Raw genomic sequence first — 14,126 nt, forward strand, 5'->3', positions numbered from 1 at the left:
CTACTCGCAGATCACCACCGGAATCGTCCGTTCGGTCCAGGCTGCGTAGGTGTCGAAGTCGGCGTAGACCTCGGTTAGCCTGGGCCACAACTCATCTCGTTCGATGTCGGACGCGGTCCGCGCGACCAGATCATGATGTCGAGTGCCGATTTGGATATGCACCTGTGGATCCGCTGAAAGGTTCAGGTACCACGCGGGATTGGTGGCCATGCCGCCTTGTGATGCGACGACGACGAAACGGTCGCCGTCGCGCAGGAACAGCAGTGGCACAGTACGTTCTTTGCCGCTCTTGCGGCCGCGGGTGGTCAACAGGCATACCGGAGCCGGCTTGCGTAACGCGGCGCCGACCCGCCACGTGCCGCCGATCCTCCCGCCAGAAGCCTTGTACACCTTGGTGTTCAGGCGTGAACCCCAGCGAATGACAGTGCTCACCGCCGGGGAGTCCAGTTGATCAGGCCGCGAACTGGGATCCATCGGCTAGATGCGTTCGAGGATGGTGCCGGTTGACAACGCGCCGCCCGCGCACATGGTGATCAGTGCGGTCGACGAATCGCTACGCTCCAGTTCGTGTAGCGCGGTAGTAATTAGTCGAGATCCGGTGCTGCCCACCGGATGTCCTAGCGCGATCGCGCCGCCATTCACGTTGACCCGCTCCATATCAGGGCCATGTACGCTGGCCCAGCTGAGCAGAACGGAGGCAAATGCCTCGTTGACCTCGAAGAGGTCGATGTCGTTGATGCTCATGCCGGACTTCGCGAGCACACGCTCGGTCGCCTGAACCGGGCCGTCGAGGTGGTAGTACGGCTCCGCGCCGACGAGGGCCTGAGCTTTGATCCGCGCGCGTGGAGTGAGGCCGAGGGCTTTCGCCTTTGCCTCATCCATGATCAACACGGCTGCCGCGCCGTCGGAAATCTGCGACGATGTCCCCGCGGTGTGGATGCCGCCCTCGATGACCGGCTTAAGTGCGCCAAGGGATTCCAGTGTCGTTTCGCGCAGTCCCTGATCCTTGTTCACCTCAAGAATTTCGCCGGTCAGGGTGCCGTCCTTGAGTCGTTCGGGCGCTTTTACGGTGAGTACCTCACGATCGAATCGGCCTTCGTCCCACGCCTGCTTGGCTAGTCGTTGGCTGCGCTCACCCAGCGCGTCGACGTCGGCGCGAGTAATGCCGCGCCGCTTGGCGATTCGCTCGGCGGCTTCGAACTGGTTGGGCATGTCGATATCCCAGGATTCCGGGCGACGTGCGCCCGCGCCCTCAACGACGTTGGCGCCCAATGGAACTTGAGTCATTGCTTCGATGCCGCAAGCGATGCCGACGTCGATGGTGTCGGTTGCGATGAGCCCGGCGATCAGGTGGTTGGCCTGTTGGGCCGATCCGCACTGGCAGTCGATGGTGGTGGCGCCGGTCTGCCACGGCAGTCCGGCGTGCAGCCACGAGGTGCGAGTGATGTTGTTGCCCTGCGCGCCGACCTGCATTACGCAGCCGCCGATGACCTGCTCCACGAGTTCGGGATCTATCCCCGAGCGTTCGATGACGCCACGCTGCGCGGCTCCGAGGATCTCGGCCGCGTGCAGTCCCGACAGCCATCCGGCTCGTTTGCCGATCGGGGTTCGCACTGCTTCGACGATTACCGGCACACCCATGAGTTCTTCTTTCCACGTCTAGTACCTCCGGAGCGAAGTACTCTTCATCAAAACTAGAACAGGTTATTGTTCATGTCCATCCTGTGTGGCACTCTGGGATACAACAAATTTAGAACAAGTTCTCATCAACCGTCGGTGGTATGAGATCAACGGATTCAAGAACGAGGTGATCACGTGACCCAGGCTCAAGACGCCCCGGTCGATGGTTCGTTCATGCAGCAGGAGGGCTGGGATTTCACCAGCCCTGATCTGCTCGTGGAGGGCATTCCGGTGAGGGAGTTCGCCGAACTCCGCAAGACCGCGCCGGTCTGGTGGAACGCGCAGGCCCCGGGAAAGGGCGGCGGATTCCACGACGGCGGCTATTGGGTGATCTCCAAACACGCTCACATCAAAGAGATTTCCAAGAATAACGACGACTGGGCCACCAACACCAACGGCGTGATCATGCGCTTCGAGGACGACATGACCTCGGAGCAGATCGACATCACCAAAGCTCTGCTCATCAACCACGATCCGCCAGAGCACACCCGCCTGCGCAAACTCGTGTCGAAGGCATTCACCCCGCGCGCCGTACATGGCCTGGAGGAGAAGCTGGACGACGCCGCACGCAAGATCGTCAGTGACGCTGCGGCCACCGGCAAGGGCGACTTCGTTCATCAGATCTCCGTCGACCTGCCATTGCTGGCGATCGCCGACTTGCTGGGTGTACCCGAAGAGGACCGCACCAAACTGTTTGACTGGTCGAATTCAATGATGAACGCCGACGATCCGGAGTTCACCGAGGACCCGCAGATGGCGTCGGCCGAGATCCTGGGTTACGGCTACAACATGGCCGAGCAGCGTCGTAAGAATCCGGCCGAAGACATCGTCACGGCCTTGGTGAATGCCGACATCGACGGACAGAGTCTTGACGAAATCGAGTTCGGCTATTTCTTCATCCTGCTGACGGTTGCCGGGAATGAGACCACGCGTAACGCCATCAGCCTCGGCATGAATGCCTTCCTGGACAACCCCGACCAATGGGAGCTGTTCAAGAAGGAGCGGCCGGCAACCGCTGTCGACGAAATCGTCCGATTCGCGACGCCGGTGAACTGCTTCCAGCGAACTGCCAAGCGCGACACCGAGGTTGGTGGCGTCGCGATCAAGGAGGGGCAGCGCGTCGGGATGTTCTACGGCTCGGCCAACTACGACGACGAAGTCTTCGACGATCCATACAGCTTCAACATCTTGCGCGATCCCAATCCGCACGTCGGGTTCGGCGGCAATGGTGCGCACTTCTGCGTCGGCGCCAATCTGGCTCGGATGGAGATCAACCTGATGTTCAACGCATTGGCCGATCTGGTTCCCGACATCTCTAAGATCGAGGCGCCGCGGCGTCTCCGGCACGGCTGGATCAACGGCGTCAAGGAGTTGCAGGTGGACTATGGCGTCAAGTGAGGTAACCGAGCAGACTCCCGCCTACCTCAACATCGATCGGGAGAATCATCCGGCGATATTGGCCGGCCGTAGGTCGCGGGACACCGTTGCCGCTCGCGACAAGCAGGCGTGGTTGGACAATTTCGCCATCGACGGCAGCGTTGAGGATCCGGTCGGACCGTCGATGTTCGACCCCGAGGGCAAGGGACATCACGGACGCGAGGAGATCTCGGCATTCTGGGATAAGTCGATCGCCACCACCGAGAGTATCGAGTTCGTGTTCGACGACGAGATCATCTGCGGCAACGAGGTCGCCTACGTCGGCAAGATCGTGACGCATATAGCGGGTCATGTTTCCGAAGCGCACGGGGTATTCACTTATCGCGCTGACGCCGATGGGAAGTTGTCCGCGCTGCGCGCGTTCTGGGAAGTGGAGAAGACGATCAACTCGGTGCGTAAGGCCTGACTCGGAACCTTCCCCTCGGCGATCGTTCGCCGTCCGGGCGCTCGCCGATGGTTTCATGAACATATGGACATCGACGAGGTTGCCGACGAACTGTACGGGTTAGATCCAGCCGATTTTGTCGCAGTTCGCAAGGAACGCGCGGCGCAAGCGAAGGCCGACGGATCTCGGGAACTGGCTCGCGAGATCGGTCTGCTGCGCAAACCGACACTCGTCGGCTGGGCGGTGAATGTTCTGGCCCGTGAGTCGGCGGATGATGTGGCCTCGCTCCTCGAGGTCGGCGACGCGCTACGTGAGGCACAAAACGCGTTGTCGGCCGATCAATTGCGCGCCTTGGATAAACAGCGGCAACAGGTACTCCGAGGGTTGACCAAGCGAACTGCATCGCTTGCCGCTGATCGGGGACAAGTGTTGAGCGAGAATGCTTCTCGGGAGGTAGGCCAGACGCTTGGCGCGGCGATGGCTGATCCGGACTTCGGTGAGCAAGTGCGGCTCGGCCGGGTGGTGGCGGCAGTCCATCACGCCGGTTTCGGCAGTGGCGGCGAAGAAGTCTTCGGACGCGGCAGCCTGCGAGTCATCGAGGGCGGGGCGTCGAAGAAGGCCAAACCCGACGTCGAAGAGTTGCGCGGCTTGCTACGAAAAGCCTTGGCGGAGGCCCAGACTGCACTCGACGAAGCGGTTGATGACGTCGAGCAAGCCGACGAAGCTCTCGACGATGTCATACGTCGTCGAGTTGAATGTGAAGAGCGGATCGACGAATTGCGCAGTGAACTATCCGAGACCGAAGCCGAACTCCAATCCGCCAAGCGGGGCGAAGAGTCAGCGAAAAAGGCACGGACACAGGCGGATCGGGACAGGTCGTCGGCGCGGGCGGCGGTCGAGAAGGTGCGGGCGCAGTTGGACGCGCTATGACGGATGGTCGGCTGGTTTCTGCGCGACGACGTCGGGCGGGGGAACAAACCCCTTCGACGTCGTGGCGAGGCAGAGTTCAGCCAATCCGCACACTCCCCCCGACGTGAGGAAGGTCGCCCCATCCGCTTCGCCTAAGCGCGTAGCGTAACCAGCAAGCCCCCACCCGTTTCGACGAAGGAGCACACACATGAGGGCACTGCATCGCCTGTCGGCTTATCTCAAAGTCTTCTCGCAGGCCAAGCGAAATCGCGTCGACCTCTACAGCTGGCTGATCCGACGGCCACTCCTGTTGTTGGCCACCATGTTCTACGAAGTGGCGATCATGTTCAGCAACCGCCTCGACCCCCGGCTCAAGGAACTCGCCGAACTTAAGACGGCAGGCCTGATCAACTGCGAGTTCTGCCTCGACATCGGATCAGCACTCGCGCGCACGGCCGGCATCAACGAACAGCAATTGCGCGACCTGCCGGTCTACGCCGACAGTGACGCCTACACCGATCAGGAGAAGTTAGTGATCTCCTTCGCCGAGGCGATGACGGTCACGCCAGCCATCGACATCGAGCCGATCCGACAGAAGTTGTTGCAGCAGTTCACCAAAGGCCAGGTTGCCGAACTCGCTGCCACTATCGCGTGGGAGAACCAACGAGCCCGGCACAACCAGGGATTGGGCGTACGACCGACGGGTATGTCCGACGGCGCGGCCTGCGCGTTGCCGGAGCCGCGGAAGTCGAGTTAGCGTAGTCCGGGAAATCCAGACGACACTACGACGTCGGCTTGTCCGCGCCAACCAGCCACATTGAAAAGTATTGCGACCCACCGCCATACGCGTGGCCGAGTGCTTTTCGGGCGTCGGGCACCTGATGGTTGCCGCCTTTGCCCATCACCTGGATCGCGGCCTCCGCGAACCGGATCATGCCTGAGGCGCCAATGGGATTCGACGACAGGACGCCGCCGGATGCGTTCAACGGAATACGTCCGCCGATTTCGGTCTCGCCTGCCTCGGTCAGCTTCCAGCCTTCGTTCTCCGGCGCGAAACCGAGATTCTCCAGCCACATCGGTTCGAACCATGAGAACGGCACGTAGATCTCCGCTGCGTCGATCTCCTCGATCGGATTGGTGATACCGCCGGCTTTCCACAACGCGGCGGCGGCGTCGCGACCGGCCTGCGGACTGACCATATTGCGATGAGCGAAGTTGAGCGGCTCGGTTCGCATCGCGGTGGCATGGATCCAGGCAACCGGATCGCCTGCCGCGACGGCTGCGTCGGCGACTTGCTCGTCGCCGATGACGACGGCGCAGGCACCATCCGACGACGGACATGTCTCGTCGTAACGGATTGGGTCCCAGAGCATTTGCGATGCCATGATCTTCTCGACGCTCTGATCGGGCTGGTGTAGATGTGCGAGCGGGTTCAGTGAACCGTTGCGGCGATCCTTCGCCGCGACCATCGCGCCGATATGTTCGGGAGCACCGGAACGGCGGATGTACGAGCGCACGTGCGGCGCGAAGAAGCCGCCAGCACCAGCGCCGACCGGCTTAGTGAACGGAACCGGAATCGACAACGCCCACATGGCATTCGACTCCGACTGCTTCTCCCACGCGACTGCGAGCACCCGTTTGTGGATTCCACCGAATACCAGCGAGGCTCCGACGTTGGCGGTCGAACCGCCAACCGAGCCCGCGGTATGAACGCGGATCAGTCTCTTACCGACGGCACCCACGGCCTCGGCCATCGCGAATTCGGGGATCATGGTGCCCTCGAACAGATCTGGGGCCTTGCCGATCACCACCGCGTCGATCTCGTCCATCGACACTTTCGCGTCGAGTAGCGCGGCGTCGATGGCCTCGCGGACCATGCCGGCCATCGTCACGTCATGACGTTTGGCGACGTATTTCGTCTGTCCGGTGCCCAGGACGGCAGCGCGGTTCTTGTATCCCATCAGGCTTCGTCTCCCGCCATCGTGACAATCATGTTCTGCTGCAGCAGCGGTCCGCCCGACGCATGCGCCACCGCGGTGCCGGCATTGCCGGTGAGGATTTCATGTGCCGCGTACCCGATACGTTGCAAACCGGCCGAGAAGAGTGAGTTTCCGGCGAGTGATCCGCCAGATGGGTTGATACGCACCGATTCCGGCAACTCCAGCGCATTGCGGACGATCAGTTCCTGATGCGAGAAGGAGGCATGGATCTCGGCGACGTCGACCGCCCGACTGCGGTCGCCGAATGCGGTGTCGCCGGCTAGTTTCGTCGACGGCGATATGGTGAGATCGCGTGCGCCGAAGTTGGGACTGTCGATGCGATGGTCCCATCCGGTGACGAATGCGGGGTTGGCGACCAGCTCGCGGGCGCGGCCCTCGCTTGCGATGATCACTGCGGCACCGGCGTCGGTATATGGAGCGATGTCGTGGCGGCGCAACGGGTTTGCGACGTAGTCGGTGGTCAAGAGGTCGGCTGGATCACCACCGAAGGTCCGCGCTCCGACCGCGGCCATGTCGGCCTCGGTCCACACGCCGGCATCAATGCCCGCGCGCGCCTGCAATGCGCCCAGGGCGCTTGCACCGGGCCACAGTGGAGCAACGTTATATGGGTCGGTTTGCAATGCGAGCGTCAGATCGGCGTCACCCGCACTGGATTTGCCGAAGCCGTAGGCTAATGCCAGATCCACTTCGCCGGTTGCGATCTTCACGAACGCCTCATACAACGCCCAGGCGCCGTCCATCTCCACATGCGACTCGTTGATCGGTGGCATCGCACCGATCGAGTCGATCGCGGAAATGAATGAAAAGGCGCGGCCGGCAAGGTAATCCGACGATCCGCTACACCAGAAGCCGATATCGGTCCGGCTGATGCCGAGTTCGGCGTAGAGCTTGTCGAAGCAGGGTATGAGCATTTCGACACCATTGGTGGTGCCATGTGAGGCGGTGACGTTCGGACTGTGCGCGAAGCCGACGATCGCGATGCGTGGAAGTGTCATCACACGTATTCCTTGTAGGTCTCGTAATCGGCATCTGCCTCGCCGGTTGGCCGGAAATGACTCACATTGCCCATCGAGTACTGCCATTCGTCTTTGGGGAGCCACACTGCTTCGACTCGCATACCCATCCGAACGTCGTCGGCGGCACAGTCGAGGATGAGGTGCAGGAAGGGAATATCGGTTCCATCGAGTAATACGTATGCGGCGACATACGGCGGTTTGATCTTCTGTCCCTGGAACGGGACGTTGACGATGCAAAAGGTCGTCACAATGCCGGTATGCGGGAGTTCCAGGAACTCTGCGGGTGGTGCGCCGTCGGCCGGACTTACATCGCGCGGCGGGAAGTACACGCGGCCTTCGTCGACGCCCGATGCCATCCGATTGCCGATCAGCTTGCCTGCCTTGAGGCCATAGAGGAACTCCGATTCCGCCGGGCTCGCCGAGTGGGTGTTGGAGGTCGCGATCGGCGTGACGATGACAACGCGGTCGCCCTCGGGGACGTCGGTGGTGTTCGGTGTGGCCGGCTCGGTGTTCTCACCCGGTGCGAAGTAGGCGATGTCGTCGATCCGGCCGGTTCGGGCGGCGGCGAATACCGCATGGACCCGTTGTCCGGTGTGGATGTCGTCAGGCGATTCGACGGCAACGACGTGCAGTAATGCGGTGTCGGCCCCGTCGAGCGTGATCAATGCCCACGCAAATGGCTTGTCGAGCGGTTGTGCCGGCGCGGGGTCGGCCTGCCAGGACCAGGATGTCACGGTGCCGATGCTGGCGACGTCGACGAGTTCGCCGATCTGGGTGCCGGTGATCGGGTCGAATTCCACCGGCGGCACCGATACGGTGCCGTCGGAGTTCTTGGAGCCGACGATCCGGCCGTCTCGGAGGCCGAGCGCGAACTGGCTGAGAACGGGGCCGAGCGAGCGCGTGTAGTCGAAGGAATTGGTCAGCGGCGCGCTGAGAATCTCCGTCGATGGCTCGGGTACGTGTGCCACGGGACAGGTGGCACCGCTGGAAACAGTGGTGGTGGTCACTTTCCTACTAGAACACGTTCTAGTATTACGTGCAAGAAGCAAGTACCCACGACGAACCGGAGAACCTATGCGATTGGCACTTCAACTCGGCTATTGGGGCGCCGGACCGATCCCAGACGCACCGGAATTGGTTGCCGCAGCGGAAGATTCGGGATTCGATGCGGTTTTCACCGCTGAGTCCTGGGGTTCGGACGCGTACACACCACTGGCTTGGTGGGGTGCGCAGACACGCCGAGTTCGATTGGGCACAGCGGTCGCGCAGGTCTCCGCTCGACCCCCTACATCGTTGGCGATGGCCGCGCTGACTCTCGATCACCTCTCGGGCGGGCGGCATATTATCGGCCTAGGCGTCTCCGGGCCGCAGGTGGTCGAGGGGTGGTACGGCCAGCCATTCGGCAAGCCGCTGGCCCGGACTCGGGAGTATGTGCGGGTAGTGCGGGAGGTGCTGGCACGCGAGGGCAGGGTCACCAGCGACGGTGAGCATTACCCGCTGCCGTACCCCGGCAATCGTCCCGGAGCCACCGGACTCGGCAAACCGCTCAAGTCGATAACCCATCCGCTGCGGGCCGATATCCCGATCTGGCTCGGTGCCGAAGGCCCGCGAAACGTCGCGCAGACAGCGGAAATCGCCGACGGCTGGCTCGCGGTTTTCTTTAGTCTCGGTCTGGCCGAGCAGTACAACGCCTGGCTCGACGAGGGCTTTGCCCGACCGGGCGCGCGCCGCTCGCGTGCTGACTTCGAGATTGCCGCGAACGCTCAAGTGGTGATCACCGACGACGTCGGCGCCGCCGTTGAACGCTACCGTCCGTCGACCGCGCTGTACGTCGGGGGGATGGGTGCCAAAGAGAAGAACTTCCACGCGGATCTGTACCGCCGCATGGGATATGGCGATGCGGTCGATGAGATCGGCCGGCTGTTCCAGGCTGGCCGCAAAGCCGAGGCGCTGGCAGCGGTGCCCGACGAGATGGTTCGCGAGACGATGATCGTCGGCACGCTGGACGAGGTGAAAGATCAAGTGGCGCAGTGGGAAGCGGCAGGCGTCACGATGTTGATGGTCACCGCCCGCGACGTCGGGACCATTCGGCAGCTTGGCGAGTTGGCTCTGGCACAGTGAAAACTGCGGCTGGGTGCCCGTCGAGGGGCAACTGCCCCCGATAAAAGCCTGGCCGCAGTTTTCGCCGATCGTGAGTGAACTTGCGCAGTCATGGTCGTTCGGTCCGCGGTCGATGATACTGATCCGCGACGACTCGGGGGTGACTCACCGGATAGGGTCATTCTCGCCGCGTACGGCTGCCGCGCATCTCCGCGGCTGCCTCGACGTCGCGTCTGTCGAGGGCCGCCAGCACGGCGGCTTGATCAGCCGCACTCCGCCCGCGGCTCCATTTAGCCTTGGCCTCGACCCCGGCCACACTGATCTCGATCCCGACGATTGCCTTGAGCTGTTGTGTCACAAAGGAATCCGGTGCGTCGGAAACTTGCCAAGGTTCTGCGAACTGGGCTTCGTGAGTGTTGGTCAACTGCTCGACGAAGTTCAGTACGCGATCAGTATCGGTGACGATCCGCGCAGTCCCGCGCAAGTGGACCGAACTGTAGTTCCAGGTAGGGACGGCGCGGCCATGTTCGGCTTTGGAGGGATACCAGTTCGGTGAGATGTAAGCGTCGGGTGCCGTTGCGACGATGAGGACTTCGGCGCCATCGAGGTCACGCCAATGTGCGTTCGCCCGGGCGATGTGGGCGATCACGGTGTCCTCGCTCCAGAGAATGGGTAGCGTAGTCGCGGCTAGTGTGCCCGCCGCTGAGAACACGGTTGCCACACCCGCGGCGGACACAAGTTCGCGGGCGTGTTCGTCGGAACTGCGGTCGGGACGGGCGATGTACATACGACGACCGTATGCGCTGTCCGTGACGCCGCCAAGCTAATTTGAAGAGCCGGCGGTACCGGGCGAGCGTTACTCGCCAGTGAAAGCGGGAGTCTCCTTCTGGGCGAACGCCTTTGGTCCAATCTTCGCATCCTTGGACTGAAAGACTTTCGAGCCGAGTTCGGCGTCGATCTTGAACGCCTCTTCCTCGTGCATACCTTCGGTGTCGCGGATTGTCTTGAGGATCGCCTGGACCGCGAGCGGACCGTTGGCGGCGATCTTGTCGGCGAGCTCGAGGGCTTTGTCCAGCGCGGTGCCGTCGGGCACCACGTAGCCGACCAGTCCGTATTCCTTCGCCTCGTCGGCCGAGATATGCCGACCGGTCAGCAGGATATCGGCGGCGACGGTGTACGGGATTTGGCGGACCAAGCGCACGGCACTGCCGCCGAGTGGGAACAGGCCCCAACGCGCTTCGGACACACCGAATTTGGCTGATCGCGCGGCAACTCGAATATCGGTGCCCTGCAGGATCTCAGTTCCGCCGGCGATGGCCGGCCCCTCGACCGCGGCGATCAATGGCTTGGTAAGGCGGCGACCCTTGAGCAATGCGGGCAGTCTGGTGAGGTCCCAGCCGCCTTCGGCGAATTTGTCGCCGGGCGCCTTCTGATTCATCGACTTGAGGTCTGCTCCGGCGCAGAAGTAGCCACCGGCCCCGGTAAGGATTGCCACGCGGATCTCCGGATCGGCATCGACCTGATCCCACGCCTGCTCCATGATGGCCATCATCTCGCTCGAAAGCGCGTTGCGTGCCTGCGGTCGATTCATCGTCACGATAAGCGTGTGACCACGCTTCTCGACGAGGCATTCGGGGGTATGCCCCTTGGTCTGGGTGCCGGTTTGGGTTGGTGTGGACATGAAGGCCTCCGGGTTTATACAAACGCTTGCCGAAAACAGTAACACGTTCTAATTTTGTAGCATGGCTTACACGATTGCCGATCTGATCGAGCATGCGGTCGACCTGATGCCGGACCGCGTCGCGCTCGAATCGGGGGACCGGAACCGTACATACGCACAACTCGACGCACGCAGCAACGCCCTCGCTCACGCACTCATCGATCGGGGCGTGCGCCCTGGAGACTCGGTGGGTCTCTACAGCAGGAACACCATCGAGGCGGTTGAGGCCATGGTCGCGATCTTCAAGGCCCGCGCCGTGATGGTTAACGTCAATTTCCGGTACGTCGAGAACGAGCTGGAACATATCTTCACCGACTCGGGTATGAAGGTGCTGATCCATGAGCGGCGATACACGCAGCGGGTATGCAACGTATTGCCGTCCACACCTGGGCTGTCGTACCGGATCGTCATCGACGATGAGACTCAAGTCCCGATCGATTGTGACGGGGTGACCGACGGCGTCGTCGAATTTGAGGCGGCCATCGCCGCGCAGTCGGGGGAGCGGGATTTCGCCGCGCGTTCCGACGATGATTTGTACATGATCTACACCGGGGGAACCACGGGAAAGCCGAAGGGTGTTGTGTGGCGGCAGGAGGATGTTTTCCGCGTTCTCGGCGGCGGGATTGATTGGTACACAGGAGAACCGGTTGCCGATGAGTGGCAACTGGCCAAAGGCGGCGCGGCGGGCGGACAGCTCGTGCGATTCCCCATTCCGCCGTTTATCCACGGCGGGTCTCAATGGGCGATCTTCCAGTCCTTGTTCGCCGGCGGTAAGGCTGTGGTCTACCCCGACTTCAGTGGTCCGCATAGCTGGGAGGCAATTGCTCGTCACGGCGTCAACGTCGTGTTCATCACCGGAGATGCGATGGGGCGCCCCATGATTGACGCGCTCGACGTGAACGATGACTACGACACCTCGACAGTGGTGTCGATCGCCTCGTCGGCAGCACTGTTTTCACCTGCGGTGAAAGAGAAGTTCCTGGCACGCTTCCCGAATGCCATCGTGATCGATGCGATTGGCTCGTCGGAGACGGGTTTCGGTGGGATGGGTGTGGTGGCCAAGGGGCAGAGTCATATGGGTGCGCCGCGGGTGAAGGCCGACCCGTCGACCCACGTGATTCGGGACGACGGCAGTCATATCGAACCGGGTACCGGCGAAGTCGGCATGCTGGCCCGCACCGGCAATATCCCATTGCGCTACCACAACGATCCGGCCAAGTCCGCCAAGACATTCGTCAAGTACAACGGGGTGCGGCATTCAATGCCGGGCGACTACGCGATCCTCGAGGCTGACGGCACCATTACCATGCTCGGCCGCGGGTCGGTATCCATCAACTCCGGCGGCGAGAAAGTGTTCCCGGAAGAGGTGGAGGCCGCGCTCAAGGCGCATCCGGACGTCTTCGACACCGTCGTCGTTGGGGTGCCCGACGAGCGATTCGGGCAGCGGGTCGCCGCGGTGATCGAAGTGCGCGATGACGCTCGGCCTTCGCTGGCCGATTTGAATTCAGTTGTGCGACAAGGACTCGCCGGTTACAAATGCCCTCGCAGTGTGTGGTTCGTCGATGAGCTCAAGAGATCGCCCGCTGGCAAGCCCGATTACCGATGGGGCAGCTCGATCACCGAGTCGCGACCCGCAGATGAAACCAGCTGACCCACACCTCTGAAACCGATTGCTAGTAAAGGATTTTCATGCGTACCGAGTTAACCGAACGTTTCGGCATCGAATACCCCATCTTCGGATTCACTCCGAGTGAAGACGTCGCGGCGGCGATCAGCCGAGCCGGCGGACTCGGCGTGCTCGGGTGCGTGCGTTTCAACGAAGCCGAAGAACTCGACAAGGTACTCGAGTGGATGCACGAGAACACCGATGGGAAGCCATTCGGCGTCGATATCGTGATGCCCGCCAAGATACCCACCGAGGGATCCAAGGTGGATCTGGACACCATGATTCCGCCCGAGCACCGGGCATTCGTCGAGCGGACCCTCGATGAGTTGGGCGTACCGAAGCTCGAAGGCGAGAATCGGGTCAACACCGGGGTGCTGGGCTGGCTGCATTCAGTCGCTCGGTCGCATGTCGACGTCGCGATGGAACACGCTCGCAAATACGGGCAGATCAAGCTGATCGCCAATGCTCTCGGTTCGCCGCCGGCCGACGTCATCGATATCTCGCACCAAAACGGTGTGGCCGTTGCCGCATTGGCGGGCGCGAAAGAGCATGCGCTGCACCATGTCGAGGCAGGCGTCGACATCGTTATCGCGCAGGGCTACGAAGGCGGTGGGCACACCGGCGAGGTGACTTCGATGATTCTGTGGCCCGAACTCGTCGACGCCGTCGGCGACACGGCCCCGGTACTCGCCGCGGGCGGGGTCGGCAGCGGTCGGCAGATGGCAGCGGCTATCGCGTTGGGTGCGCAGGGTGTGTGGATGGGTACCTATTGGCTGACTGCCGCCGAATACAAGCTTGGTGCGCACGGCGATGGGCCGTCCACAATTCAGCAGGCGCTGCTGGCCGCGACGTCACGCGACACCGTCCGACGCCGGATCTACTCGGGTAAGCCCGCCCGCCTGCTCAAGACCAAGTGGACTGACGCCTGGGATGCTCCCAACGCGCCGGAGCCGCTGCCGATGCCTTTGCAGAATCTGCTTGTGGGACAAGCGCATGCGCGAATCTCACAAGCCGACGACCCCGAGGTGGTCGCGATGCCGGCCGGTCAGATCGTCGGTCGCCTCAACGCGATCACGCCAGTGGAAGAGCTGATCGCCGACCTGGTGAACGAGTACAAGGAGGCCGCATCGCGGCTCGACAAGACGCTGTGACGGTGCCCGGCCGCCCCACTTCGCGCCGTGTGGTGACCTGGTGAATTCTCGTCCCTCGAACC

14 protein-coding genes are annotated in these 14,126 nt (G+C 62.3%); 7 read left to right on the plus strand and 7 right to left on the minus strand.

Annotated features, from left to right (window positions below):
• Positions 1-474 carry a nitroreductase family deazaflavin-dependent oxidoreductase gene (locus tag AAFP29_RS02745; protein WP_419215770.1) on the minus strand — a complete coding sequence of 158 codons (474 nt, stop codon included), beginning with the start codon at positions 472-474 and terminating at the stop codon, positions 1-3.
• 3 nt (positions 475-477) lie between these two features.
• Positions 478-1,641, minus strand: coding sequence for a steroid 3-ketoacyl-CoA thiolase (locus AAFP29_RS02750; RefSeq protein WP_419215771.1), 1,164 nt, complete (start codon positions 1,639-1,641; stop codon positions 478-480).
• Between the two features lie 213 nt (positions 1,642-1,854).
• Between AAFP29_RS02750 and AAFP29_RS02755 the strand changes: the two genes are divergently transcribed.
• The 4 genes from AAFP29_RS02755 (at position 1,855) to AAFP29_RS02770 (ending at position 5,168) form a co-directional block, all read left to right on the plus strand.
• Positions 1,855-3,078 (plus strand): cytochrome P450, encoded by a 1,224-nt coding sequence (locus AAFP29_RS02755; protein WP_419216328.1) that lies wholly within the window; start codon positions 1,855-1,857, stop codon positions 3,076-3,078.
• On the plus strand, positions 3,065-3,523 hold the full coding sequence (locus AAFP29_RS02760; RefSeq protein ID WP_419215772.1) for a nuclear transport factor 2 family protein: 459 nt from the start codon (positions 3,065-3,067) through the stop codon (positions 3,521-3,523). The genes AAFP29_RS02755 and AAFP29_RS02760 overlap by 14 nt, the downstream gene beginning before the upstream one ends.
• A gap of 63 nt (positions 3,524-3,586) precedes the next feature.
• Positions 3,587-4,432: a hypothetical protein gene (locus AAFP29_RS02765; protein ID WP_419215773.1), complete on the plus strand. Its 846-nt coding sequence runs from the start codon at positions 3,587-3,589 to the stop codon at positions 4,430-4,432.
• Between the two features lie 187 nt (positions 4,433-4,619).
• A complete protein-coding gene (locus tag AAFP29_RS02770) occupies positions 4,620-5,168 on the plus strand; it encodes a carboxymuconolactone decarboxylase family protein (protein WP_419215774.1) in 549 nt (182 codons plus the stop codon).
• Positions 5,169-5,193: 25 nt separating this feature from the next.
• Here AAFP29_RS02770 and AAFP29_RS02775 read toward each other — a convergent pair whose 3' ends face one another.
• Genes AAFP29_RS02775 through AAFP29_RS02785 form a run of 3 tightly spaced genes read right to left on the minus strand, consistent with a single transcriptional unit; the run spans position 5,194 to position 8,434 of the window.
• Positions 5,194-6,372 carry a thiolase domain-containing protein gene (locus AAFP29_RS02775; protein ID WP_419215775.1) on the minus strand — a complete coding sequence of 393 codons (1,179 nt, stop codon included), beginning with the start codon at positions 6,370-6,372 and terminating at the stop codon, positions 5,194-5,196.
• A complete protein-coding gene (locus AAFP29_RS02780) occupies positions 6,372-7,406 on the minus strand; it encodes a thiolase domain-containing protein (RefSeq protein WP_419215776.1) in 1,035 nt (344 codons plus the stop codon). The genes AAFP29_RS02775 and AAFP29_RS02780 overlap by 1 nt, the downstream gene beginning before the upstream one ends.
• Positions 7,406-8,434 carry a Zn-ribbon domain-containing OB-fold protein gene (locus tag AAFP29_RS02785; RefSeq protein WP_419215777.1) on the minus strand — a complete coding sequence of 343 codons (1,029 nt, stop codon included), beginning with the start codon at positions 8,432-8,434 and terminating at the stop codon, positions 7,406-7,408. The genes AAFP29_RS02780 and AAFP29_RS02785 overlap by 1 nt, the downstream gene beginning before the upstream one ends.
• 67 nt (positions 8,435-8,501) lie before the next feature.
• On the opposite strand from AAFP29_RS02785, the gene AAFP29_RS02790 reads away from it, so the two are divergent.
• Positions 8,502-9,548: an LLM class F420-dependent oxidoreductase gene (locus AAFP29_RS02790; RefSeq protein ID WP_419215778.1), complete on the plus strand. Its 1,047-nt coding sequence runs from the start codon at positions 8,502-8,504 to the stop codon at positions 9,546-9,548.
• A 157-nt stretch (positions 9,549-9,705) separates the two neighbouring features.
• On the opposite strand, the gene AAFP29_RS02795 is transcribed toward AAFP29_RS02790, so the two are convergent.
• Together AAFP29_RS02795 and AAFP29_RS02800 are read right to left on the minus strand one after the other, a co-directional pair.
• Positions 9,706-10,314 (minus strand): FMN-binding negative transcriptional regulator, encoded by a 609-nt coding sequence (locus tag AAFP29_RS02795; protein ID WP_419215779.1) that lies wholly within the window; start codon positions 10,312-10,314, stop codon positions 9,706-9,708.
• A gap of 69 nt (positions 10,315-10,383) precedes the next feature.
• Positions 10,384-11,208, minus strand: coding sequence for a crotonase/enoyl-CoA hydratase family protein (locus AAFP29_RS02800; protein ID WP_419215780.1), 825 nt, complete (start codon positions 11,206-11,208; stop codon positions 10,384-10,386).
• A 61-nt stretch (positions 11,209-11,269) separates the two neighbouring features.
• Here AAFP29_RS02800 and AAFP29_RS02805 point away from each other — a divergent pair, with 61 nt between their 5' ends.
• Positions 11,270-12,898 (plus strand): acyl-CoA synthetase, encoded by a 1,629-nt coding sequence (locus AAFP29_RS02805; protein WP_419215781.1) that lies wholly within the window; start codon positions 11,270-11,272, stop codon positions 12,896-12,898.
• Between the two features lie 38 nt (positions 12,899-12,936).
• On the plus strand, positions 12,937-14,064 hold the full coding sequence (locus tag AAFP29_RS02810; RefSeq protein WP_419215782.1) for an NAD(P)H-dependent flavin oxidoreductase: 1,128 nt from the start codon (positions 12,937-12,939) through the stop codon (positions 14,062-14,064).
• Positions 14,065-14,126: the final 62 nt, after the last annotated feature.

Source organism: Gordonia sp. CPCC 205333, from assembly GCF_048537885.1.
GTDB lineage: Bacteria > Actinomycetota > Actinomycetes > Mycobacteriales > Mycobacteriaceae > Gordonia.